At 46.1% G+C, this 23,927-nt stretch carries 28 protein-coding genes; 18 read left to right on the top strand and 10 right to left on the bottom strand.

Features of this window, described 5'->3' with window-relative positions:
• From dsbD to VIM91_RS02255, 15 genes are all read left to right on the top strand, one after another.
• Positions 1 to 1,820: protein-disulfide reductase DsbD (gene dsbD, locus VIM91_RS02320; RefSeq protein WP_331863211.1), on the top strand; the 1,820-nt coding region annotated here is incomplete at its 5' end.
• Between the two features lie 209 nt (positions 1,821 to 2,029).
• Positions 2,030 to 2,467 (top strand): type II 3-dehydroquinate dehydratase, encoded by a 438-nt coding sequence (gene aroQ, locus VIM91_RS02315; protein ID WP_331863210.1) that lies wholly within the window; start codon positions 2,030 to 2,032, stop codon positions 2,465 to 2,467.
• A 28-nt stretch (positions 2,468 to 2,495) separates the two neighbouring features.
• Entirely contained in the window at positions 2,496 to 2,960 is a 465-nt protein-coding gene (gene accB / locus VIM91_RS02310) for an acetyl-CoA carboxylase biotin carboxyl carrier protein (RefSeq protein WP_331863209.1), read from the top strand.
• 15 nt (positions 2,961 to 2,975) lie between these two features.
• Positions 2,976 to 4,322 carry an acetyl-CoA carboxylase biotin carboxylase subunit gene (gene accC, locus VIM91_RS02305; protein WP_331863208.1) on the top strand — a complete coding sequence of 449 codons (1,347 nt, stop codon included), beginning with the start codon at positions 2,976 to 2,978 and terminating at the stop codon, positions 4,320 to 4,322.
• 11 nt (positions 4,323 to 4,333) lie between these two features.
• Complete coding sequence (gene prmA, locus VIM91_RS02300; protein ID WP_414719583.1) at positions 4,334 to 5,209, top strand: 50S ribosomal protein L11 methyltransferase; 876 nt, start codon at positions 4,334 to 4,336, stop codon at positions 5,207 to 5,209.
• A gap of 34 nt (positions 5,210 to 5,243) precedes the next feature.
• Complete coding sequence (gene dusB, locus VIM91_RS02295; protein WP_331863206.1) at positions 5,244 to 6,209, top strand: tRNA dihydrouridine synthase DusB; 966 nt, start codon at positions 5,244 to 5,246, stop codon at positions 6,207 to 6,209.
• Positions 6,210 to 6,237: 28 nt separating this feature from the next.
• Positions 6,238 to 6,495, top strand: coding sequence for a helix-turn-helix domain-containing protein (locus tag VIM91_RS02290; RefSeq protein ID WP_331863205.1), 258 nt, complete (start codon positions 6,238 to 6,240; stop codon positions 6,493 to 6,495).
• A gap of 63 nt (positions 6,496 to 6,558) precedes the next feature.
• Positions 6,559 to 8,121, top strand: a complete 1,563-nt coding sequence (purH, locus tag VIM91_RS02285; protein WP_331863204.1) for a bifunctional phosphoribosylaminoimidazolecarboxamide formyltransferase/IMP cyclohydrolase — start codon at positions 6,559 to 6,561, stop codon at positions 8,119 to 8,121.
• Between the two features lie 43 nt (positions 8,122 to 8,164).
• Positions 8,165 to 8,488 (top strand): GxxExxY protein, encoded by a 324-nt coding sequence (locus VIM91_RS02280; protein ID WP_331863203.1) that lies wholly within the window; start codon positions 8,165 to 8,167, stop codon positions 8,486 to 8,488.
• Positions 8,451 to 8,537 carry a hypothetical protein gene (locus VIM91_RS11835; RefSeq protein WP_414719582.1) on the top strand — a complete coding sequence of 29 codons (87 nt, stop codon included), beginning with the start codon at positions 8,451 to 8,453 and terminating at the stop codon, positions 8,535 to 8,537. Before VIM91_RS02280 ends, VIM91_RS11835 begins: the two co-directional genes overlap by 38 nt.
• Positions 8,538 to 8,593: 56 nt before the next feature.
• Positions 8,594 to 9,883 carry a phosphoribosylamine--glycine ligase gene (purD, locus tag VIM91_RS02275; RefSeq protein WP_331863202.1) on the top strand — a complete coding sequence of 430 codons (1,290 nt, stop codon included), beginning with the start codon at positions 8,594 to 8,596 and terminating at the stop codon, positions 9,881 to 9,883.
• A gap of 127 nt (positions 9,884 to 10,010) precedes the next feature.
• Positions 10,011 to 10,280: a late competence development ComFB family protein gene (locus VIM91_RS02270; protein WP_331863201.1), complete on the top strand. Its 270-nt coding sequence runs from the start codon at positions 10,011 to 10,013 to the stop codon at positions 10,278 to 10,280.
• Between the two features lie 13 nt (positions 10,281 to 10,293).
• Complete coding sequence (locus VIM91_RS02265) at positions 10,294 to 10,581, top strand: late competence development ComFB family protein (protein WP_331863200.1); 288 nt, start codon at positions 10,294 to 10,296, stop codon at positions 10,579 to 10,581.
• 86 nt (positions 10,582 to 10,667) lie between these two features.
• Positions 10,668 to 11,213, top strand: a complete 546-nt coding sequence (locus VIM91_RS02260) for a class I SAM-dependent methyltransferase (RefSeq protein ID WP_331863199.1) — start codon at positions 10,668 to 10,670, stop codon at positions 11,211 to 11,213.
• 64 nt (positions 11,214 to 11,277) lie between these two features.
• Positions 11,278 to 11,781 carry a GNAT family N-acetyltransferase gene (locus VIM91_RS02255; RefSeq protein WP_331863198.1) on the top strand — a complete coding sequence of 168 codons (504 nt, stop codon included), beginning with the start codon at positions 11,278 to 11,280 and terminating at the stop codon, positions 11,779 to 11,781.
• A 27-nt stretch (positions 11,782 to 11,808) separates the two neighbouring features.
• Here VIM91_RS02255 and VIM91_RS02250 read toward each other — a convergent pair whose 3' ends face one another.
• The 10 genes from VIM91_RS02250 to clpB form a co-directional block, all read right to left on the bottom strand.
• Positions 11,809 to 12,375, bottom strand: coding sequence for a DUF3365 domain-containing protein (locus VIM91_RS02250; RefSeq protein ID WP_331863197.1), 567 nt, complete (start codon positions 12,373 to 12,375; stop codon positions 11,809 to 11,811).
• Between the two features lie 164 nt (positions 12,376 to 12,539).
• On the bottom strand, positions 12,540 to 12,872 hold the full coding sequence (locus VIM91_RS02245) for an SMR family transporter (RefSeq protein ID WP_331863196.1): 333 nt from the start codon (positions 12,870 to 12,872) through the stop codon (positions 12,540 to 12,542).
• A 99-nt stretch (positions 12,873 to 12,971) separates the two neighbouring features.
• The gene (locus VIM91_RS02240; protein ID WP_331863212.1) at positions 12,972 to 13,721 is read right to left on the bottom strand and encodes a PhzF family phenazine biosynthesis protein; all 750 of its coding nucleotides are present in this window, start codon (positions 13,719 to 13,721) and stop codon (positions 12,972 to 12,974) included.
• A 121-nt stretch (positions 13,722 to 13,842) separates the two neighbouring features.
• The gene (locus tag VIM91_RS02235) at positions 13,843 to 14,955 is read right to left on the bottom strand and encodes a Fic family protein (RefSeq protein ID WP_331863195.1); all 1,113 of its coding nucleotides are present in this window, start codon (positions 14,953 to 14,955) and stop codon (positions 13,843 to 13,845) included.
• A 203-nt stretch (positions 14,956 to 15,158) separates the two neighbouring features.
• Entirely contained in the window at positions 15,159 to 15,629 is a 471-nt protein-coding gene (locus VIM91_RS02230) for a GNAT family N-acetyltransferase (RefSeq protein WP_331863194.1), read from the bottom strand.
• Between the two features lie 40 nt (positions 15,630 to 15,669).
• Entirely contained in the window at positions 15,670 to 15,948 is a 279-nt protein-coding gene (locus tag VIM91_RS02225) for an addiction module antidote protein (protein ID WP_331863193.1), read from the bottom strand.
• Entirely contained in the window at positions 15,929 to 16,243 is a 315-nt protein-coding gene (locus tag VIM91_RS02220) for a type II toxin-antitoxin system RelE/ParE family toxin (protein WP_331863192.1), read from the bottom strand. The genes VIM91_RS02225 and VIM91_RS02220 overlap by 20 nt, the downstream gene beginning before the upstream one ends.
• A 169-nt stretch (positions 16,244 to 16,412) precedes the next feature.
• Positions 16,413 to 16,976, bottom strand: coding sequence for a type II CAAX prenyl endopeptidase Rce1 family protein (locus VIM91_RS02215; RefSeq protein ID WP_331863191.1), 564 nt, complete (start codon positions 16,974 to 16,976; stop codon positions 16,413 to 16,415).
• Positions 16,977 to 16,984: 8 nt separating this feature from the next.
• Entirely contained in the window at positions 16,985 to 17,740 is a 756-nt protein-coding gene (locus VIM91_RS02210) for a hypothetical protein (protein WP_331863190.1), read from the bottom strand.
• A gap of 120 nt (positions 17,741 to 17,860) precedes the next feature.
• Positions 17,861 to 20,431 carry an ATP-dependent chaperone ClpB gene (gene clpB / locus VIM91_RS02205; RefSeq protein ID WP_331863189.1) on the bottom strand — a complete coding sequence of 857 codons (2,571 nt, stop codon included), beginning with the start codon at positions 20,429 to 20,431 and terminating at the stop codon, positions 17,861 to 17,863.
• A gap of 103 nt (positions 20,432 to 20,534) precedes the next feature.
• Between clpB and VIM91_RS02200 the strand changes: the two genes are divergently transcribed.
• The 3 genes from VIM91_RS02200 (at position 20,535) to VIM91_RS02190 (ending at position 23,863) form a co-directional block, all read left to right on the top strand.
• Positions 20,535 to 21,359, top strand: a complete 825-nt coding sequence (locus VIM91_RS02200; protein ID WP_331863188.1) for a YdcF family protein — start codon at positions 20,535 to 20,537, stop codon at positions 21,357 to 21,359.
• A 34-nt stretch (positions 21,360 to 21,393) separates the two neighbouring features.
• Positions 21,394 to 22,260, top strand: coding sequence for a tetratricopeptide repeat protein (locus tag VIM91_RS02195; protein WP_331863187.1), 867 nt, complete (start codon positions 21,394 to 21,396; stop codon positions 22,258 to 22,260).
• A gap of 64 nt (positions 22,261 to 22,324) precedes the next feature.
• Entirely contained in the window at positions 22,325 to 23,863 is a 1,539-nt protein-coding gene (locus VIM91_RS02190; protein ID WP_331863186.1) for a class I SAM-dependent methyltransferase, read from the top strand.
• Positions 23,864 to 23,927: the final 64 nt, after the last annotated feature.

Here is a 23,927-nt window from a genome sequence, read left to right as displayed (position 1 = left end):
CCAAGAAGTTATCGGTGGAGTTGCCCACTCAAACTTCAGGTTCAAGCTCCGACCTAAGCTCGGTAAACTCTTTAGCCGAACTTAATAAACTGCTGGCATCGGGTTCTAACTCATCTGGCGATTTGCTGGATGTCGATGACGCCTTCAAATTTCAGGCTGAGCCAAATGGTGAGGGTGAAATTATTGCCGATATCCGCATCGCAGATACCTATTATCTCTACCGCGACAAAATCAAAGCACGTCTTGTGGATGGTGAAGCGCGTTTAGGTGAATTACAAACCCCAAACGGCAAAATGAAAGACGACCCGATTTTTGGTCAGGTCGAAGTTTACTATGGCCAAGCCGAAGCCAGTTTGCCACTGTATGATGTAAAAGGTCAGGTCACGGTTGAATTTGAATATCAAGGCTGTGCCGATGCGGGTGTGTGTTATCCACCACAAACAAAAACGGTGCAAATTGACGCGGATAGCTTTGGCGCTGCAAACGCGTCCGCTTCTACTAGCAGCGTGGATCGTGCAGACATGTCTGAATCAGATCGCATTACCGACACCTTAATGAACTCCAACCTCTGGGTCGTCGTGTTAACTTTCTTTGTATTTGGTTTATTACTTTCCCTTACTCCTTGTGTTTTTCCGATGATTCCAATTTTATCGAGCATTATTGTGGGTCAAGGCGGCAAGGAACTCTCAACCAAACGCGCCTTTATTATGTCACTGGTGTTCGTATTAGCGATGGCGGTGGCTTATACCATTGCCGGCGTATTGGCGGGTATTTTTGGTGCAAACTTACAAGCCGCACTGCAAAACCCATGGGTTTTAGGCAGTTTTGCGATGGTGTTTGTGTTACTAGCCTTGTCGATGTTTGGCTTTTATGAAATACAACTACCCAGTGCGATACAAAGCAAAATCACCAATATCTCCAACAAGCAACAAGGTGGTTCGTTAACGGGTGTCGCAATCATGGGCTTTTTATCAGCCCTAATTGTCGGGCCCTGTGTCGCCCCACCTCTGGCGGGCGCATTAATTTACATCGGCCAAACCGGGGATGCCTTGCTAGGCGGTTTAGCCTTATTTGCGATGAGTATTGGTATGGGCGTACCTTTATTATTGCTTGGCACGTCAGCCGGTAAGTTGTTACCACGTGCCGGTGCTTGGATGAATACCGTAAAAGCCGTATTTGGTGTTCTACTATTGGCCGTCGCCTTGTGGTTGGCCGATCGTGTTATGCCAGGCTGGTTAAGCCTGCTTGCTTGGGCCGCGTTATTGATTTCCTCGGCGATTTATATGGGCGCATTGGAACCAATTGGTGACAAATCCAGCTGGCACAAACTCTGGAAAGCCATGGGCTTGGGTATGTTGGTCTACGGTATTGTATTAATTATCGGCGTGTCGGGTGGTTCGCGTGATCTACTACAACCCCTTAAAGTGTTCCAAGGCGGTAGCGGCTCGGCTACACAGGCTGAAGCCAAGCTGAACTTTGAAAAAATTAACAGTTTGGACGAGCTGCAAGCCCGCATTGGTCAAGGTCAGCCAGTAATGGTCGACTTTTATGCGGACTGGTGTGTGAGCTGTATCGAAATGGAACGTTTTACCTTCACTGACCCAGGTGTACAAGCCGCCCTTAAAGGCGTGACACTTCTGAAGGCTGACGTGACAGCAAATAACGATGACCACAAAGCTTTAATGAAAGCCTTAGGGATTGTCGGCCCGCCCGCCATACTTTTCTATGACGCGCAAGGCAACGAGCAACGTGGTCAACGTGTGGTTGGTTTTCAAAATGCTGACAAGTTTACTGACACCATTGAATCGGCTTTAAAGTAAATAAGTCGAATTTTTAGATCAAACAGAACCACCAGGCCTGGTGGTTCTGCTCATTTTTTTAAGTTTTCTTCACTTTCCATTCAGTTCAACGCCTTTTAGCGCATTTCAAAACAAAAATAGCTTGTTTATTTTTAACGCACATAGTTTTATGCTTTTTTTTCCAGTATAATTGCACTATTTATATCTTTCATTCCAAGGTAACGTCTGTTATGTCAAGCATTTTGGTGATCAACGGCCCCAATTTAAACATGCTGGGACGCCGCGAGCCGCTTATTTACGGTCGTCAAACCCTCGCCGACATTATTGAAGAACTCGAAACCATAGCCGACGACTTTGCTGTGCGTTTATGGCACTTTCAATCGAACGCGGAACACGAGATCATCGAACGTATCCATCAAGCAATGGATGATGGCACTGAATTTATTATCATCAATCCGGCCGCTTTCACTCATACCAGTGTAGCGATTCGCGATGCCTTAGCCACGGTTAATCTTCCGTTCATTGAAGTGCACCTATCCAATGTACACAAACGAGAAGATTTCCGTCACCACTCCTATTTTTCTGATCTTGCGGTCGGCGTGATTGCCGGTCTTGGTTCAGATGGCTACCGATTTGCATTGGAAGCCGCAATTAAACACCTCGAATAATTTAACTAAAGAAATAAAGGATACTCACATGGATATTCGTTCTATTCGCAAGCTGATCGAAATCGTCGAAGAATCAAACATCGCTGAAATCGAAATCAAAGAAGGTGAACATACGGTTCGCATCAGCCGCAACAAAGAACCGATCATTATGCAGTCTGCGCCGATGCAACAACACCAGATGCAACAAATGCACGCCCCTGCACCGGCCGCGGCTCCAGCCTCTGCAGAAGAAGCCGCTCCAGCGCCCGCAGCCGAAACAGGACAGAAGATTACTTCACCCATGGTAGGGACTTTCTATGCTGCGCCGTCTCCTGATGCGGCAGATTTTGTAAAAGTCGGCCAGAAAGTCAATGCGGGTGACACCCTTTGCATTATCGAAGCGATGAAAATCATGAACCCAATCGAAGCCGAAGTGTCAGGTACGATTAAACAAATTCTAGTTCAGAACGGCGATCCAGTAGAGTTTGGCCAAACCCTGTTCATCATCGAATAATCTGCGGAGCGTTTCATGGAAAAATTGTTAATTGCGAACCGTGGCGAGATTGCCTTGCGCGTGTTACGCGCCTGTAAACAACTCGGCATTAAGACCGTAGCGGTCCACTCAACGGCCGATACTAATCTTAAGCACGTGTTAATGGCCGACGAAACGGTTTGTATCGGGCCCGCCCCCTCGAACTTAAGTTATCTAAACATTCCGGCTATTATTTCGGCCGCGGAAGTGACCGACTCCGAAGCCATCCATCCTGGCTATGGTTTCTTATCAGAAAACGCAGATTTCGCTGACCGCGTTGAAGAAAGCGGTTTTGTTTTTGTTGGCCCCAAAGGCGACACTATTCGCATGATGGGCGACAAAGTCCAAGCGATTCGTGCCATGAAAGCCGCCGGTGTGCCGACCGTTCCAGGTTCGGGTGGTCCATTGGGTGACAATGGCGAAGAAAATATGAAAATAGCCAAACAAATTGGTTATCCCGTTATTATCAAAGCGTCTGGTGGCGGTGGTGGTCGTGGTATGCGCGTGGTACACACCGAAGGCAGTTTGCTTAAGTCAATTCAGTTAACCAAACAAGAAGCCGGTGCCGCGTTTGGCAACCCCGAGGTTTACATGGAGAAGTTCCTTGAAAACCCTCGCCATATCGAAATTCAGGTATTGGCTGATGGTCAAGGCAACGCGATTCACCTGGGTGAACGTGATTGCTCTATGCAACGCCGCCACCAAAAGGTAGTTGAAGAAGCGCCCGCCCCAGGTGTGACGCAAGAACAACGTGATCGTATTGGTGCGATTTGTGCCAAAGCCTGTATCGACATTAATTATCGTGGTGCGGGGACGTTTGAGTTCTTATATGAAAACGGCGAATTCTATTTCATCGAAATGAATACACGTTTACAGGTAGAGCATCCAGTTACCGAACAAGTTACTGGCATTGACCTAGTGAAAGCTCAGATTGAAATCGCCATGGGTCGCCCATTATCGATTAAACAGTCGGATGTCAAAATCACCGGACATGCGATTGAATGTCGTATTAACGCCGAAAACCCGTCGAAAAACTTTATGCCTTCGCCCGGCAAAATTACACGTTTGCATTTACCCGGTGGCCCAGGTGTTCGTATCGACACCCATATCTACACAGAATACACCGTTCCTTCGCATTACGATTCGATGATTGGCAAAGTCATTTGTTACGGCTCAGATCGTGATATCGCGATTGCGCGTATGCATACGGCTCTAACCGAATTGGCGATTCGTGGGATTGATACCAATATCGAGTTACAAAAAGAGATTATGAGTGATCAAGGCTTCCGAGAAGGCGGCCGCAATATTCATTATCTTGAACACCGTTTAGAACACTTAATCTAGTGTCTACTCCGATGGCCTGGATTCAAATCAACACCATTGTTGAAGAAGCTTTAGCCGAACCGCTTTCTGATGTCTTTATGGACATCGGTGCGGTGTCGGTCACCTTTGCCGAAACCGGCGAACAAGAAATTTTCGAACCCGAGATCGGCACCACGCCTATCTGGGATCAAACGCGTGTCATGGGGTTATTTGATGCGGAACTCGACACCGCCGCCCTTTTACTCGCCCTCACCCAACTCATGCCACAAATCGCCCCCAGTGCTTATCGCGTTGAACAAATTGAAGATAAAGACTGGATTCGCGAATGGATGGATCAATTCCAACCCATGCCGTTTGGCGACAATTTGTGGATCGTACCAAGCTGGCTGGATGCGCCCGATCCAAATGCGGTTAATCTGTTGCTGGACCCTGGTATGGCATTTGGTACGGGAACGCATCCGACCACTGCCATGTGTTTGCGTTGGCTGGATCAAAACCCACCACTTAATCGCAACGTGATTGATTATGGCTGTGGTTCGGGCATTTTAGCGATTGCCGCCGCCAAGTTAGGTGCCGCGCAGGTTAAAGGCACAGATATTGATCCGCAGGCGATTCTCGCCAGTCAAGATAATGCCGAACGCAATCAAGTAAACATTGAGTTTGCGTTAGTCAAAGACTTTCAGGCCGAACCCTCGGATTGTTTAATTGCCAATATCCTAGCGGGCCCGTTAAAACAGCTTGCGCCAGAGTTTGATCGACTCGTCAAATCCGGTGGTCAACTGGTGTTATCGGGTTTATTGGCTAATCAGGCCGAAGAATTAGTCAGCCATTATCGCCAGTTTGGCTTTGAGTTAGACACGTTGCATACTCAAGACGAATGGGCTTTACTCACAGGTCAAAAAGCCTAAAATACCCGTTTAACAACCAGGCCTGGTGCTTTTCATGTCGTTGCAAATTGGACATTATACCCTCCCCAATAATCTCGTGCTCGCGCCTATGGCGGGCATTACGGATTCGGTGTTCCGTCGCCTCTGTTATCAAAACGGTGCCGGTTACGCGGTGGGCGAAATGTTAAGTGCCCAAACCCATTTATGGGATTCCAAAAAATCCAGCACCCGATTTGCGAGCCTGGACGATCCCGAACCACGTTCAGTGCAACTACTTGGGATTGACCCGCAAGAACTCGCACAAGCGGCAAGTTTGCAAGTCGAACAAGGCGCACAGATTATTGACCTAAACATGGGATGCCCGGCCAAAAAAGTCTGTAATATCGCCGCTGGTTCGGCGCTATTAGCTTACCCAGATCGAGTCGAACAAATTTTTAAAGCCGTCACTGAAGCTGTGACGGTACCCATCACCGTCAAAATTCGTACCGGTACCGATCCGCAAAACCGCAACGCACTGCAGATTGCGCAACTTGCCGAACAATACGGTTTAGCGGCGGTCACGATTCATGGCCGAACCCGTGCCGATAAATTTTTAGGCCAAGCCGAATACGACACTATAAAGCGCATAAAACAGTCGGTATCGCTACCCGTTATTGCCAATGGTGATATTTGTGATGTCGAACAGGCACAATTTGTATTAGAATACACCCTTGCCGATGGCATAATGATTGGTCGAGGTGCGTTAGGAAATCCCTGGATTTTCAACCAGATTGCGGCTTACTTGTCGAATAAACAAGGTTTCAGCCCACCCAATACTTGGCAACGTTACCAAGTCATCCGCGCTCATCTAGAGGGGCTTTATCAACTCTATGGTGAACATCAAGGTGTGCGGATTACGCGCAAACATCTTGGCTGGTATGCCCAACATATTGAACAAGGCGAGATTTTACGTCGTCAGTTCAATCGCTTGCAAAGCGCCAGCGAACAAATAGCCTTAATTCAACAATTTTTTGAAATCTGACGACTGTAACTAAAGACAATGTAACTTCATGAATTTGACTCCACCCACAACCTCATTAAGTGAACACCTAGTCCAAACGCTGGATCACTACTTCAACACGCTTGAAGAACAACAAGCGTGCAACCTACACGAAATGGTGATTCAACAGGTCGAAAAACCTCTAATTGAATATGTGCTAACCAAAGCCAGCGGTAATCAATCCAAAACCGCTTGCATTCTGGGTATCAATCGCAACACCCTGCGCAAGAAAATTCTGCAATACAACATTATGATTGATTCGGATTGAACCCTCGCAAAAACCCAAACACCCTTTTTCTTTTTTTAAAATTTGTTATTCCTGGAGATCGTTATGAAACCCGTGCGTCGTGCATTAATCAGTGTTTCTGATAAAACTGGCATTATTGAATTTGCCCAAACCCTAAATAAAATGGGCGTCGAAATATTATCGACAGGTGGCACATATAAAGCTTTATTAGAAGCCGGTCTGCAAGTGACTGAAGTATCAGACTACACCGGGTTTCCAGAAATGATGGATGGTCGTGTTAAAACCCTGCACCCGAAAGTACATGGCGGTTTATTAGGCCGTCGTGGCACAGATGATGCCATTATGGCGGAACACGGCATTAAACCGATTGATATGGTCGTCGTCAATTTATACCCGTTTGAAGCCACGGTGGCTAAAGCGGATTGCTCGTTAGAAGACGCGGTCGAAAACATTGATATCGGCGGCCCAACTATGTTGCGTTCAGCGGCAAAAAACCATAAAGATGTCGCCGTGGTCACAGACCCGCACGACTACACTCGCATTTTAGAAGAGTTGCAAGCCAATAACGCGCAGCTCTCTCACGCCACGCGTTTTGATTTAGCAATTAAAACCTTTGAACAAACCGCACGTTATGATGGCGCAATTGCCAACTACTTCGGCACCATGTTCGCAGACGATCAAGCGGATCGTTTCCCACGCACCTTCAACACACAGTTTGTCAAAAAACAATCGATGCGTTATGGCGAAAACCCGCATCAAAAAGCGGCGTTTTATGTCGAACGCAATGCAACCGAAGCCTCGGTTTCAAGCGCAACCCAGCTTCAAGGCAAAGAGCTATCGTTTAACAATATCGCCGATACCGATGCCGCTTTAGAACTAGTAAAAACCTTCGAACAAACCGCCTGTGTGATCGTTAAACACGCCAATCCTTGCGGTGTATCCATTGGTTCTAGCTTATTTGAAGCTTATGATCGTGCTTATAAAACCGACCCAACCTCAGCCTTTGGCGGCATCATTGCCTTTAACCGTGAACTCGACGCCCAAACCGCGCAAGCGATTGTGGATCGTCAGTTTGTTGAAGTCATTATCGCGCCAAGCATTAGCGCCGAAGCCCAAGCGATTGTTGAAGCTAAGAAAAATGTACGCCTACTCGCTTGTGGCGAACTATCTGATCAACAAGCCGCTTACGACTATAAGCGTGTAACGGGTGGTTTATTAGTGCAAGACCGTGACCTAGGCATGATTAACGAATCCGACCTAAAAGTCGTGACTAAAATCGCCCCCACCGCCGAGCAGATGCAAGACTTATTTTTTGCTTGGAAAGTGGCTAAATACGTTAAATCCAATGCGATTGTGTATGTTAAAGACGGCATGACCATCGGCGTGGGCGCAGGCCAAATGAGCCGCGTATACAGTGCGAAAATCGCCGGCATTAAAGCCGCCGATGAAGGTTTAGAAGTGAAAGGTTCAGTAATGGCCTCTGACGCCTTCTTCCCTTTCCGCGATGGCATTGATGCCGCCGCGGCCGCTGGCATTAAAGCTGTGATTCATCCGGGTGGTTCAATGCGCGACGAAGAAGTCATCGCCGCCGCCAACGAACATGGTATCGCGATGGTGTTCACAGGAATGCGCCACTTTAAACACTAAGTTTTAACCACGAAGGACACGAAGTTCACGAAGGATTTATTTGATGGAGTTTGATGCTTTATCCAATCAGGTTATCGGACTAGCAATTGAAGTCCATCGCGAACTTGGGCCAGGCTTATTAGAGTCTACCTATGAAAAGTGTTTCTCGTTGGAGCTTCGTAAAGCGGGTATCCCTCATAATTTACAAAAACTGTTACCGATTACGTATAAAGGTACGCAAATTGATGACAGCTTAAGAATTGACTTATTGGTTGCAGATAGTTTAATCGTGGAATTGAAGTCCAGTGATCGACTTCACCCTATCCACGATAGCTCAAATATTGACTTATATGAAATTGGCCAATATAAAACAAGGCTTATTGATTAATTTTAATACCAAACTTCTTAAACACGGCATTAAACGTTTTGTACTTTAAAATTCTTCGTGCGCTTCGTGTCCTTCGTGGTTAAAAGAGAAATAAGGAAACAGATAATGAAAGTTTTAATTATTGGGAATGGCGGGCGTGAACATGCGTTGGCTTGGAAGACCGCTCAATCGTCTAATGTAGAACAGGTGTTTGTGGCACCGGGTAATGCCGGTACTGCGATTGAGCCGGGTTTAACCAATGTTGATATCGGTGTTACTGATCTACCAGGCCTGGTGGCGTTTGCAAAAGACAACGCAATTGACTTAACCATTGTTGGCCCAGAAGCGCCATTAGTGATTGGGGTGGTGGATGCGTTTGAAGCGGCTGGCTTAAAATGCTTTGGCCCAAGCAAAGGCGCCGCCCAACTTGAAGGCTCTAAAGCCTTTAGCAAAGACTTTTTAGCCAAGCACAAAATCCCCACCGCTGAATACCAAGTGTTCACCGAAGTCGATTCCGCCTTGGCTTACATTGCGGAAAAAGGCACCCCGATTGTCATCAAAGCCGATGGCTTAGCGGCCGGTAAAGGCGTAATCTTAGCCCAAACCAATGCCGAAGCAGAAGAAGCTATTCGCGATATGTTAGCCGGTAATAAATTTGGGGATGCGGGTTCTCGTGTGGTGGTCGAGGAGTTTTTGTATGGCGAAGAAGCCAGCTTTATCGTCATGGCCGACGGAGAACACGTCTTGCCAATGGCGACATCACAAGATCACAAAGCACGTGACGATGGCGACAAAGGGCCAAATACCGGCGGCATGGGGGCTTACACGCCCGCTCCAGTTGTTACGCCTGAAATTCACCAACGCATTATGAATGAAGTGATTTACCCCACTATTAAAGGCATGGCAGCGGATGGCTTACCTTACACCGGCTTTTTATACGCAGGTGTAATGGTTGCCGCCGATGGCACGCCTAAAGTGCTGGAATTTAACTGTCGATTTGGCGACCCAGAAACTCAGCCGATCATGATGCGTTTGCAGTCAGACTTGGCCGAGCTATGTTTGGCCGCACTGGATAAACGTCTAGATAAAATCGAAGCTAAATGGGATGCGCGCAGCGCACTAGGCGTGGTTTTAGCCGCAGGCGGTTATCCTGAAGACTACAACAAAGGCGATGTGATCTCAGGTTTAGACCAAGTGAACGCCGATGACTTAAAAGTCTTCCATGCAGGTACGACACTGAATGAGCAAAACCAAGTCGTCACCAATGGTGGCCGCGTGTTATGTGTGACCGCCTTAGGTGACAATGTCACAGCGGCACAAAAACGTGCTTACGAAGGCGTGAAACAAGTGAGCTGGAACGGCTGTTTTTCACGTTCTGACATAGGTTATCGTGCGGTCGCTCGCGAACAAGCTTAATTCAATTAGCTTATCAGACTGACTCGCACTCAGCGAGTCAGTTCCTCCTAGCCTTATACTTAACTTTCCCCTATCAATATTCCCACTTATCGGTAAAATACTAAAAGATATCCAACGGGAGAAACGGATGGCATTTGATTCAGTTCACAACTATTACGAAAAACTTGTGTTTGATGAAATCAACCAGTTTTACGCTAATGATGACTTTAGTGAAGATGAAATCGAAGACATGGCCTGCTTAGCGCTTAACCAGATCCAACCTCGCTATATTCGGCACAATGTTGACATGTGTTTTTTTATGACCGAAGACGAACGTATGAAAATTGTCGATGCGATTAAAGATGCCGTCGCTTACGCCCATCACAAGATCACAAGCAACTATAACCGCACCGCTTGATAAGGAGTACTTCATGGAACTGGATTCGATTCATAACTATTACGAACGCTTAGTGTTTAACGAAATTCGCGAAAACTATATTGGCAAAGAACTCAGCGAAGAACAACTTACCGACATGGCCTGCTTAGCGTTAAACCAAATCCCGCCGCGTTATATTCGATACGATATTGATATGAGTTTTTTTATGACGCCACAACAGCACCACGAAGTCGAGCAGAAAGTTGCGCTCGCGGTTGAAACCGCTTACCACAAAATGCTTGATCTGGAAAAACCTGAGGTTTCTGCCTCGCTACAAGACTAATGTCGGCTTGTCCTCTTTGCGCGTACGGCAATTATTATGATTTCAGCTGTCGCGCGAAAGCTTATTCACGCTGCTCAAAATGCGATTTGGTTTGGTTACACCGCAACCAAACCCTCAATGAATCCGCAGAAAAAGCCATCTACGATACTCATCAAAACCAGCTAGATGATCCTGGTTATCGCCAGTTTCTCAGTCGCAGTTTAAACCAAATAATTAAACACATCGCCCCACCCGCACAAGGTTTGGACTTTGGTTGTGGCCCAGGGCCCGCTTTAATAAAAATGGCCGAAGAAGCTGGTTATCAAATGCAGGCTTACGACAAGATTTATGCCGATTATCCCGAAGTATTAAACCAAAGCTACGACTTTATCACCTGCACCGAAGTGGTCGAACACCTGGCCGATCCGCTCCCCATTCTTGACCAACTCTGGTCCATCACCAGGCCTGGTGGTGTATTAGTGATCCAAACCAAGCGCGTATTAGACGATGCTCGATTTTGCAATTGGCATTATCGCAACGACCCAACCCACATCAGCTTTTTCAGCGAAACCAGTTTTCGCTGGTTAGCTCAACGCTGGCAAACTCAAATCGAATTTCCGCATAACGATGTCGTAATTTTTAAGAAAGCCTAACCATCAGGCCAGGTACTATAGATTCGTAAACATTAATAAAACTAAATAGACAGAGGTGATTTACTTGCCATTACAGCTACTTAGCATTCAATCTCATCAACAAATTCAGCAAGTCGCGGACTTAGCCAAACCTATTTGGCAACAACATTTCACCCCCATTATTGGTGAACAACAAGTCGCCTATATGCTCGAAAAGTTTCAGAGTGCAAAAGCCATTCAACAACAAATCCATGACGGCACAAGCTATTTCGCGGCTCAAATGAACCAAAACTTGGTGGGTTATATGGCGTTAGTTCCAGACCCGCAACAAGCTAAAGTGATGCTTAGCAAACTTTATGTAAGCAAGGATTATCGCACTAAGGGAATTGGTAAAAGCTTATTGAATCAGGCCGAATGCTTTACTCAACAATTAGGTTTGAGCGGGTTATGGCTGACCGTTAATCGTCATAATAGCCAAACCATTGACTGGTATCAACGTCAGGGTTTTGTCATAGTAGATGAACAAAAAAAAGCCATCGGTGATGGCTTTGTAATGGACGACTTCATTATGCAAAAGCCAGTCGGTTAGAAGCACCAGGCCTGGTGGCTAGATTTACTACAAATGCTTTTGAAAACTAAATGCGCCACGCACTTGGCCAACTTTATAGCCAGTGGCTTTATCGTGAGGATAAAGTTCGGCCAATCTTTGTTTAACATCTTCCTTAAGATTGCTGCCGTGACACTGCAAACAAGGCTGGCCTTCACCAATCGCAATTGCTTTCATATAGCGGAAGGTTTTTTGTCCCTTATGTTCTACCACTTCGCTATATTCCATCTTAGCCGGATCAGCGCCTTCTGCACGCTGTTGATCAAAGCGCGTTAATACCTTAATTTCCCAACTATCCGGTTCGGCGTTTGCCGAACGGTTTTTTAGACTCACGCGTTTTACGTCCCAGCCCGACTCGTCGCTCAAGCTTTGAGCAATTTCCGGCGCTTTGGTTTGGCAAACACCCAGTGCATTCACTGGTCCACCCGCTTTCATGGCCGCACCCAGCTCCGGTAGCAACTGACCAACAAATTGTTTAGCTAACTCGCGAGCTTGACTAACGTCTGCCGTATTGGCATAACTTAAGCCACTTAAACTTAAGCCCAAACTGAGGATTAACGCGTTTCTGATTTTCATAGCTGCACCCTTAAATTGTTATTTACCGCCCATAAAACCAATCTAGTTACTAAGGCCTTATAACCCGCAACCTAGCTCAAATACTAGTCTTTATTTAAATGGGTGTCAAAACCTTAAACTCTATATGGTTAAGCTTTATTGTTTTCACATCCAACTAATTTTTACTAATGCCCAGCCGAGCTCGAAAAAACCTGTAACACTAAAACGCCGCTGATAATTAAACCAATTCCTACCCAAGCCGCCCAATCTAAAGTTTGCGAGAATACCGCCCAGCCAATCAAGGTAATCAAGGCAATCCCCACGCCTGACCAAACCGCATAAGCCACACCGACCGGAATATGTTTTAAAGTCAAAGACAACAAATAAAATGCCAAACCATAACCAATCACAACGATCAGCGCCGGCCAAAATTTGGTAAAGCCATCGCTCATCTTTAAGGCCGTTGTGCCAATCACCTCTGCCACAATCGCAAAACCCAACAAAAACCAAACATTCATAAGCGCTCCCAGCTTAATAAATTAACGTTATGCTAACCAACATAAAACACCAGGCCTGGCACTTTCTAAAGTTTTTACCGTCATGGCATTTATCAAAATTTAAAACTCAATTAAACCTTCCATATATTTCACGGCACGGCCGGAGATAAAAACCCGGTCGCCTTTTATCTCACAAAACACCTGTCCGCCTCTTTGTGAAACCTGTCTTCCACTCAGTTTTGTTTTGCCGATTCTTTCCGACCAATAGGGGGTAAGCTGTGTATAGGCTGAACCGGTTACCGGGTCTTCTGGAATACCAAGTTTCGGTGCAAAAAACCTCGCCACAAAATCTTGTTTAACTGAGGGCGCGGTCACAATAACACCACGAAGATCCAGCTTTTCAAGATAACGATGATCAGGCTTAATGTTTAATACATCCTGTTCACTTTCAAACACCACGACATAATCTTCATTTTTATAACACTCAAAAGGCACGGCTCCCAAACCCTTAACAAGTGCTTCCGGTAGGTCACATTTAACCGGCACCTGTGCTGGAAAATCCATGGTTAACATGCCATTTTGGCGCGTAACAATTAAAGGCCCTGATAAGGAATCAAAAACAATCGACTCTTTCTTATAACCCAGCACTTCAAACAACACAAAAGCCGATGCCAAAGTAGCATGTCCACATAGCTTCACTTCTTTATTAGGTGTAAACCAGCGGATATAAAAATGCTCTTCTACTGGAACAAAAAAGACCGTTTCAGAAAGATTGTTTTCTTCTGCAATCGCCTGCATAGTCTCATCAGGCAACCAGTGCTCTAACGGAATGACCGCGGCTGGATTGCCAAAAAAAGCTGATCGGAAAATGCATCAATTTGATAAATAGTCAGTTTCATTAATACTGCCTCCTATATTTAAATCCAGCGCATAACTTAACCACCAGACCTGGTGTTTTCATCACTCAAATACGTAAACCGTCAAACAAAGCTTAAAACAGAAAATACTTAACTGACCGCCCTTTACCTTCAGTTTGCAGAACACCCAACTCAACCAATTCGGTCAAATCACGTGCAGCGGTGGCGTCGGATGTGCCGACCAGGTTTTTATACTTGCGCCGTGCAATGCCGTCATCAAAATCATCGGTTTCCAACAAGCACACCAATAATTTACGTTGACGCTCGTTAAACGCTTGCGAACGATATTGATCCCAAAACTGCGTGGCATAACGCACTTTTTCTAATCGCTGCAAACTGGTTTGCGCCGCCGCTCGCACACAATTTAAAAACCAAACCATCCATTCGGTTAAATCGCCGTCACCTTTTTGCGTTTTTTCCAGCACTTGATAATAATCGGATTTTTGACGCGCCATTTCACTGGAAATCGAATACAAGCGAATATCGGTATGATCGGCACGCGCCAAACAGCGTTCAGCCAAAATACGCGACAAGCGTCCGTTGCCGTCGTCAAAAGGGTGAATCGTTACAAACCAAAACTTAGCAATCGCCGCCTTTAAATAGTCGTATGTCGGATAATCCACCATCGCCTGATCCTGGTTGAACCAATCAATAAATTCATCCATATAACTTTCAACGCAGGCGCGTTGCTCACAGGGTGCTTGAAAATGTACGACTTCTTTACGCCCAAAATGCCCGGACACCACCGCCATAGCTTCATCGCGATAATCGCCCAATGTGATTTCTTTTAGCCTGGGTGTTTCGATAAACAACTGCGCTTGCCAGCGTTTAAGTTGCGCATGATCAAGTGACTGATCCGCATTACGAACCGCCTCCAAGAATACTTGCGTAAAGCCTTCATAACGTTTGTCTGCCGGTTTAGCACCAGGCAAACCCAAATGCCGAGCAATACTCGACCGCACCGATTCGCGGTCAAGTACCTGCTGTTCAATGAGGGAGGTCGACAAGGTTTCATCCAACAACACTTGACTCTCAAACGCCAAACGTTTTTCCGCTGAAAGTTGATTGGCTAAGGTAATTAAAGGTGCAACCGCTCTGACTGCACTCAACAAACACGGCATCACCTGCGCCTGATCAAAAGACCAGTTCGGCCAATTTGCCTGTTGCCATACCCATTTCTGCGCCATATTTTGACCTGCATGAGACGATTAATTGACTTAATTGTATCATTTTATGATACGATTAGAGCGGAAAGCCATCTCAAATACTTTTGATGTTTTTATCTTTTCAAATCATTCAACCAAACACCAGGCCTGGTAGTTAAGATAATTAGTCAGCCCTGAATAACTCAGACAAGTTAAAGGTTGACAGATTATTAAGAGTCGACTGATTAACGGATTTTATACTCCATAAAAACGGCTTCTGGATGAGGGTTAAAACGGTAAGGTGCAATTTCCTTGAAACCAAAACCTTGGTACAACTTCAATGCTTTATCCAGCTCAAGGATACTGTCCAGCCGCACCGACTTATAATTCATTTCACTAGCCTTAGCCAAAAAAGCTTCTGTTAAAGCCCGACCAATACCCAGGCCGTGATAATCAGCTAGCACAAACATGCGTTTCATTTCGGCAACATAGGGTTCGAATTCCCTAAGCCCTACAGCTCCAACATAAACACCGCCTAGGTTTGCCAACAACAATGCACCTTTGGGTGAGGCGTACATTTTAGGCAAAGTCTCCAACTCGTCAGCAAAACCCTGAAACGACAAGTCGTAGCCTAAGAACTCAGCATAAGCGCGAAACAATTGACCGCCTGCCTCAAACTGCTCAGTCGTCTTGGCTATCTCAATTTTTACGTTCATCTGCCATCTCCCAACGATCAACGGTTTGGCTTTTACAAAATCAGGCCGCTACTTTTAGATCAATATTAAGTGCTCGCATCACCTTAAAAATGGTGTCCCATTTTGGCTGTACCTTGCCGTTAAACGCTTTATATAAGCTCTCTCGACTTAAACCAGTCAGCTCAGAAATCTTGGACATGCCATGTTTCTTGGCCACATGTCCCAACGCCACCACAAAAACCGCTGGGTCTTCATCGTGATAAGCATCATTTAAATAATCAGCCACTTCCTGCGGCGTGGTTAATAAATCATCTAAAGGATTAAATTCCGTTAGTTTCATTATCCAACTCCTTTAATAGTTGTCTTGCTTTTTCAATGTCACGGCTTTGAGAAGACTTATCTCCTCCCGCTAACAATATAATAAGTTCACCTTGGCGCTCAGTGAAATAAACCCTATAACCTTTGCCGGTAAAGATACGCATTTCACTTAAATCATCGCCTAATGCCTTAATATCCCCAAGGTTACCAGCCTCGGCTCTTGCCAAACGCAATGCCACAGCTTTTTTCGCAAGCGGATTTCTAAGTTTTCTAAGCCACTTATTGAACGTATCTGTACTCAAAATCTTATAATTCATTGCACCATTGTAGCCTATAAGCTACACCATTTTAAATATATAAAAGAAAAACCACCAGGCCTGGTGGTTGTGCCGATTGCCTGATCTAAATTCTGCAAAATTGTTAGCTGCCTGTAGGAGATACTTCGCTTTGCTCAGTATGACAAGGTGTTTGTACCAGGCCTGGTGGTTAGATTATATTGAGTTTCCAGCCTAATAAGATAATCCAAATATGAATCGCGCTTGCCCAGAGCACGCCGTAGGCGATGCCAACTTTCTGGCGCACATTTAGATATATCGCGCCGAGTAGAATGCCGGTAACCAACACCATAACGCCATACAGGTAATCAGAGTAAATCGCCGGATGCACTAAGGTGAAAAACAAGGCCGTGCCTAAAATGATTTTCCAGCTCTTAATGCCGCGTTTAATCAAAGGCTCAAACAACGCGGCACGAAGTAAAATCTCCTCGACCAACGCTGTCATCACGAACACCACCAACACCCGAACCGGATCTAACTGCAAAACCAAACCGGCTAACGAGCTCATGCCAAGTAATACAAATAACAAAATCGCATGGTGGCCTAATTTTCTCAAAGAACCAGAATGGAAATAGAAAACCACAATCACCGCGATTAGAAAAACCGCCCGCTCAATATCAAGATAATAATCCCCAAAATCTAGATGAAAGCCAGGCACGACTTTGGCAATAGCCAAACCAAGGATTGAAATAACGAGAAGATGAATTGGTTTCATTAAAAACTTTATCCTTTTTTCTCGTAATGCATCCGTACTTTCAATTTTTCGAGTGCATCTTCAAATGTTTTATGAGCATTTCTGCTCCAAACAAGGCTAACAATAGTTTGATCAAGTTTAGTAGAAACAACCCGACCAGATGAAACTTTCCCCACTCTAGCAACATGATGAAATGTTGCTTTCTGGACGGCCTCTTTGCTACGTTCATTTAAATCAGAAATCAATTCATAGAGATGCTTATAAACTAAATTTCCGTAAGCCACCGTTTCTGAGTACGAAGGAATATACCCTTTGTGAATAACTGCATTACGAAATGCTTTCCACCCTTGTGTTTTGTTCTTTGAAGTACTATTTAAGTTTGGTTTTATATCGTCAATAACAGGCGGTTTTTTGCCATTATGATCAATTAAGTATGCAAAGAGGTAAGCACCAAACTGACGCTCTGATTGATTAGAAATATCTTTCCATGTTTTTTCAAAACTATCTTTATCCAAACCATGTTTTAAACAGGTAACAAACACAAAAAACTCATAAAAACGTTCAAGTGATGCCGCAAAACTTGATACAGCTTCACGGTGGTAGCCATCTATTATTGCCATTGCACCAATGTCAAAAAGAATCTCAAATTTCTGCTGCTGTAGCACAGTAATTGTAGTGTGTCCTTTACTACATGTTATTTCATACATACCATCATCGCGCATTTCAATTAATTGAGGTTCCTCTTGGTCATGCGAACACTCTGCACACTCCATTCGTAATTTCATTCAGCTTTACTCCCAAAAATTGAATACAACAAACAAATTGATAATACCAGGCCTGGTGGATTTGTGTTGGACATAAAAAACCCCGCTTTCGCGGGGTTGGGAGCATTATGACAGAGGTGATTAGTGGAAGTTGAGTTCGCCGTCTTCTAGTTCGACGTGGATGGTCGAACCGGGTTGGAACTCGCCTTTTAGGATGCGTTGCGCTAACGGGTTTTCCAGACGTTGCTGGATCACTCGTTTTAGCGGACGCGCACCATAGACTGGATCGAACCCAGCTTCACCCAACACATCCAATGCCGGAATCGAGACCTCGATTTTCAGGTCGATGTCGGCCAAACGCTTGCGTAGGCTTTCGAGCTGAATATCAGTAATCGCACGAATCTGGCCTTTACCAAGTGGGTGGAAGACCACGATGTCGTCAATTCGGTTAACGAATTCAGGGCGGAAATGACCACCGACCACTTCCATCACCGCCGACTTCATTGCATCGTAATTGCCTTCGCCTGCCAGTTCTTGGATAATCTGCGAACCAAGGTTCGAAGTCATCACAATCACCGTGTTACGGAAATCAACTGTGCGGCCTTGGCCGTCGGTTAAACGCCCGTCGTCGAGCACTTGCAGCAGGATGTTAAATACATCCGGGTGCGCTTTTTCGACCTCATCCAGCAAGATTACCGAATAGGGTTTGCGGCGCACGGCTTCGGTTAAATAACCACCCTGCTCGTAACCCACATAACCGGGTGGCGCACCGATTAAACGCGCGACCGAGTGTTTTTCCATAAATTCAGACATATCCAAACGCACAATCGCATCCTGGCTGTCGAACAGGAAATCCGCCAAGGATTTGGTTAGTTCTGTTTTCCCCACCCCAGTTGGGCCTAGGAATAGGAACGAACCATTCGGCTTATTTGGATCAGACAAACCGGCGCGTGAGCGACGAATCGCATCCGACACGGCTTTTACCGCTTCGTCTTGACCCACCACTTTGGCGCTTAGGCTGTCTTCCATGCGCAAGAGTTTATCGCGTTCGCCTTCCATCATGCGCGATACCGGAATCCCGGTCCAACGCGATACCACTTCGGCGATTTCTTCTTCGGATACTTTGTTACGCAACAGGTGCATTTCGCCCTTGTCTTCGGCGTTTAATTCCAACTCGTCCGCCGCTTTAATTTTGGCTTCTAAATCGGGAATCACACCGTATTGTAACTCAGACATACGCCCTAAATTGCCTTCGCGACGCGCGGCTTCCATTTCGGTACGTGCTTTGTCGAGCGCTTCTTTGTACTGTTGCGCGCCCTGCAAAGCGGCCTTGTCTTTTTTCCAGACTTCTTCAAAATCGGAATATTGTTTTTCCAGCTCTTTGATTTGATCTTTTAAGATTTCTAAACGTTTTTTCGACGCCTCATCTTTTTCTTTTTTCAGCGCCACCTGCTCCATTTTGAGCTGGATTAAACGGCGATCCAATTTGTCCATTTCTTCTGGCTTGGAGTCGATTTCCATACGAATACGCGAGGCCGCTTCGTCGATCAAGTCAATCGCCTTATCCGGCAACTGACGGTCAGTAATATAACGCTGTGACAAACGCGCGGCTGCGACAATCGCCGGATCGGTAATCGCCACCCCGTGATGCACTTCGTAACGTTCTTTTAAACCACGTAAAATCGCGATGGTGTCTTCTTCGGTCGGTTCGTCCACCAACACTTTTTGGAAACGACGTTCTAAGGCCGCGTCTTTTTCGATATTGTCGCGGTATTCGTTCAAAGTGGTCGCGCCGATGCAATGCAACTCGCCACGCGCTAACGCTGGTTTAAGCATATTACCTGCATCCATTGCGCCTTCGGCTTTACCCGCGCCGACCATGGTGTGAATTTCGTCGATAAACAAAATTACCTGACCTTCATTTTTCGATAGGTCTTTTAAGACCGCTTTTAGGCGTTCTTCGAACTCCCCACGATATTTCGCGCCGGCCAATAACGAGCCTAAATCCAAAGACAATACACGTTTGTTGCGCAGCCCTTCCGGCACTTCGCCATTAACAATACGTTGTGCAAGGCCTTCGACAATCGCAGTTTTACCCACGCCAGGTTCACCAATTAATACTGGGTTATTTTTGGTACGACGCTGCAATACTTGAATCGCGCGGCGGATTTCGTCATCACGACCAATAACCGGATCTAGCTTGCCCGATTCGGCACGCGCGGTTAAGTCGATGGTATATTTTTCTAACGCTTGGCGCGTTGATTCTGCATTTTGATCTTGCACGCTTTCCCCTCCACGTACTTGTTGAATCGCATCGGCAAGCTTGTTCGCTTGCGCTCCGGCTTGTTTAAGTAGGTCGGCGACCTGATCTTTTGAGTCTAACGCCGCTTGTAAAAACAATTCGCTCGAAATATAGGCATCGCCGTTTTTCTGCGCTTGCTTTTCCATTAAGTTTAAAATCGCGCCCGATTGACGAGACAGCTGAACTTCGCCGCCTGTGCCCGAAACCTGCGGCAAGCCGCTCAGTTTCGACTGCACCGCTTGGTTAAGCGCATTCACATCCACACCAGCTAAACGCAGCAAGTGACCTTGTTCTGGAATTAACGCCGCCAGAATGTGTAAAGGTTCGATAAATTGATTGTCGTTCGTTACCGCCAAGGACTGTGCCTGGCCCAGAACGGATTGGAATTGTGTAGTAAACTTGTCCATCATAGTGCGTCACCTCAGTTTCTATTGGTGGTTTTATAGGACTTAGCGAGAGGTTTTCAAGTAGCGCGATTAAAATAATTTTTAATTAGTTGAAAATAAAAGAATTATGGATACGATTTTCTTTGTGTTATCTAAATTGGGCTGGATGATTTTAAGCCCAGGAAATTTACTGATTATTAGTTTTATATTAGGCACGGCGCTGGTATATTTCAAGGTTTATTCCGTCGCAAAATGGATTTTAATTCCGACCGCGTTCGTCTCCGCTTTAGTGCTGGCTTATCCAGTAGGTGATTGGCTGATTCAGCCGCTCGAAAAACGTTTTGCCAAACCTTACCTCATGCCGGAAAAAGTCGATGGCATTATTATATTGGGCGGCGGCGAAGACCTTAAACGCTCGTTAAGTTGGGGCGTGGCCGAACTCGGCTTAGGCGGTGATCGTTATGTCGCCACCAAATATCTGGCCGATTTATACCCCGACGTGCCGGTTATTTTTACTGGCGGAAGTGGTTCGATTTATTTGCAAGACAGCGGGCGCGAAGCCAGTATTTCGGCCGATCTTTTCCAACAAATGGGCTTAGACTCTCAGCGTTTGATTTTAGAATCCAACTCGCGCAATACCTTTGAGAACTTTGGCAATATCCAACCTATCACCAGGCCTGGTGGTCAATATTTACTCGTCACCTCGGCCTTTCATATGCCGCGCTCGGTTGGCATTGCACGCCAGTTTGGGCTGGATGTGATTCCGTATCCGGTGGATTATCGCAGTAATCACGCCGATTATCGGCATGTGGATTTTGACTTGTTTGACCACTTAAAAACGCTGGAATCGGGCTGGCGCGAGTGGATTGGCCTCAGCGTATATTACTGGACAGGCAAAACTAGCGCTTGGTTTCCCGCACCTATGCCCCTTCACCCCGATTCCCCGTTATAATGGGGCACATAATTTTTAAAGACTAGGATTCAACATGGCCAAGCAAGCGTATATTTTTGATGTAACAGAAGACAACTTCGACACACTGGTCGTGGAAAACTCAGCTCAAATTCCGGTCGTGGTTGCGTTTATGAACTCAGAAAGCGAGTCGCAGACTCTCGCCCAAGACCTGAGCCATTTTGCACAAACTTTTGCGCAACAATTTGTTTTCGCTAAAGTAAATGTTGACGAACAAACCGAGCTGGCCGCCGCTTTTGAACTCGAGCAAATTCCAACCACCGTCATGTTTATCAACGGCGAAATTCAAGACGCCAAACAAGGTGTTATTAGCCCAGAAGACATTGCTTTAATGCTGCGTCAGGTTGGTGTTTATGACCCAGTTGAAGAAATGCGCTTGGAAGCGCACGATAAATATATGGCAGGCGATCCGGTTAGCGCGGTGGCGTTATTAACCCAAGCGATTCAACTGGACCCAAGCCGCACGCTGGTCGCGTTAGACATGGTTCAGATTATGCTCGACCTAGATCAAATCGAAGGTGCAACCAGTTTGTTTAACAAATTGCCAGATGAGGCCAAACAAAGCCAGGTCGGACGCAACATCACCAGCCAGATGAATTTCAAACAACGCGCAGCGCAAACACCAGGCCTGGTGGTTCTCAGCGAACAACTCGAAACCAATCCGCAAGATCACGCCACGCGTTTAAATCTAGCCATCTGCCACATTGCTAATTTGCATTTTGAAGACGCCATGTCCCACCTATTCGAATTGCAAACCAACCAACCGGACTTTGAAAACGGTGCGCCAAGAGAAACCATTATCACCTTATGTAACCTAATTGCAGCGACCGATCCAGCTTTGGCAAAACGTTATCGTCAGCAATTAAATAACCTATTGAATTAAGTCAGGATTAAATCAACCACCAGGCCTGGTAGATTTGCCGGCCGACAGCAAAAAGGACTAGAACATGAGCGATTGGACAGCCGGTTATGTTGCCGATATTGGTTATACCTATGGCTACTACAAAGAGCTGAATCCATTGCGTATGCGTTTGGCGTTTTTAAATGCCGGCATTGCGCCCCCCAAACAAGCCAAAGCTTGCGAACTGGGATTTGGACAGGGTTTAAGTGCGGCGATTCACGCCGCCGCCAGCGATACTCAATGGTTTGGCAACGACTTTTTGCCCGCTCAAGCCGCGTTTTCTCAATCCTTGGTCGAAGCCTCTGGATCGGATGCTGAATTTACGGATGAATCCTTTGCCGAATTTTTAGCGCGCGATGATTTACCAAAGTTCGACTTTATTAGTTTGCACGGGGTTTGGACTTGGGTTTCTGAGGCCAATCGTCAGTTGATTATGGAGTTTATCCGTAAAAACCTAGCGGTCGGCGGTGTGGTCTATGTGAGTTACAACACTCAAGTTGGCTGGGCGCAAATGATGCCATTGCGCCGTTTAATGGTGCAACATACACAACGCATGGGCGCACCGGGTGAAGGCACCGCACAGCGGATTCGTCAGGCTTTGCAGTTTGCCGATCAAGTGATGAAAACCCAACCTTTCCACGCGCAAAATAACGCGCAGGTCGCCCCCAAATTACAAGAATTAATGAGCCAAGACCCGCATTATTTGGCACACGAATACTTCAACCGCGATTGGCAACCGATGGATTTTGCCGATATGGCCGAATACATGGAATTAGCCAAGCTCGAATACGCCAGTTCGGCAACCTATTTAGATTTAATTGAAGCGGTGAATCTAAGCCCAGATCAGCAAGCCTTATTAGCACAAATTGGCGATGTCGCTTTGCGTGAAAACACACGTGACTTTTGTGTCGACAAAAAGTTTCGTAAAGACTACTGGGTGCGTGGTGCGCGTACTTTAAACCCTGTGCAGGTAGTGGACGGTTTACGTGCCGAACGCGTAGTGATGACCAAACCACGTGGCGTGATTTCGTTGGTATTGGAAGGTGCCTTCGGTGTGGCGGATTTAGCCGCCGATGTATACGATCCGATTTTAGACTTCCTCGCCGATTACAAACCTCACAGCCTAGGCGAAATTGAACAAGCGATGGCCTCACATCCGAAAATCGGTCTGCAAGAAATTGTACAGGCGATGTTTATCTTTACCCATCGTGGTGAAATTCAGGCCGCCCAAGCCGGTTCAGTGATCAGCCAAGCCTTTAGCCGCACTCAAAAACTCAATCATTACCTAATCGAACGCGCACGTGGCAGCAGTGATGTGCAATATCTCGCCAGTCCAGTCACTGGCGGCGGCATTGAAGTTAATCGTTACCAGCAGTTGTTTTTATTAGGGAGACAACAAGGCTGCGAACAGGCTTCGGCTTTAGCCGAATTTGCTTGGTCGATTTTGGAACCCTTAGGTGAAGACATGATCAAATACGGTCGTGCACTGCAAACCGATGAAGAAAAGTTGGCTGATTTAAACGAACGCGCCGAAGACTTCCTGCGCCGCGACTTGCCCATGCTGCAAGGTTTGCAGATCGCTTAAATTCGATGCAGCTCGTTTTGACCCACCACCAGGCCTGGTGGTGTTTAGACACAAAAAAGCAGGC

The organism is Thiomicrospira sp. (genome assembly GCF_036568485.1).
Lineage (GTDB): Bacteria > Pseudomonadota > Gammaproteobacteria > Thiomicrospirales > Thiomicrospiraceae > Thiomicrospira.
This window is presented reverse-complemented; position numbering and strand designations above follow the sequence as displayed.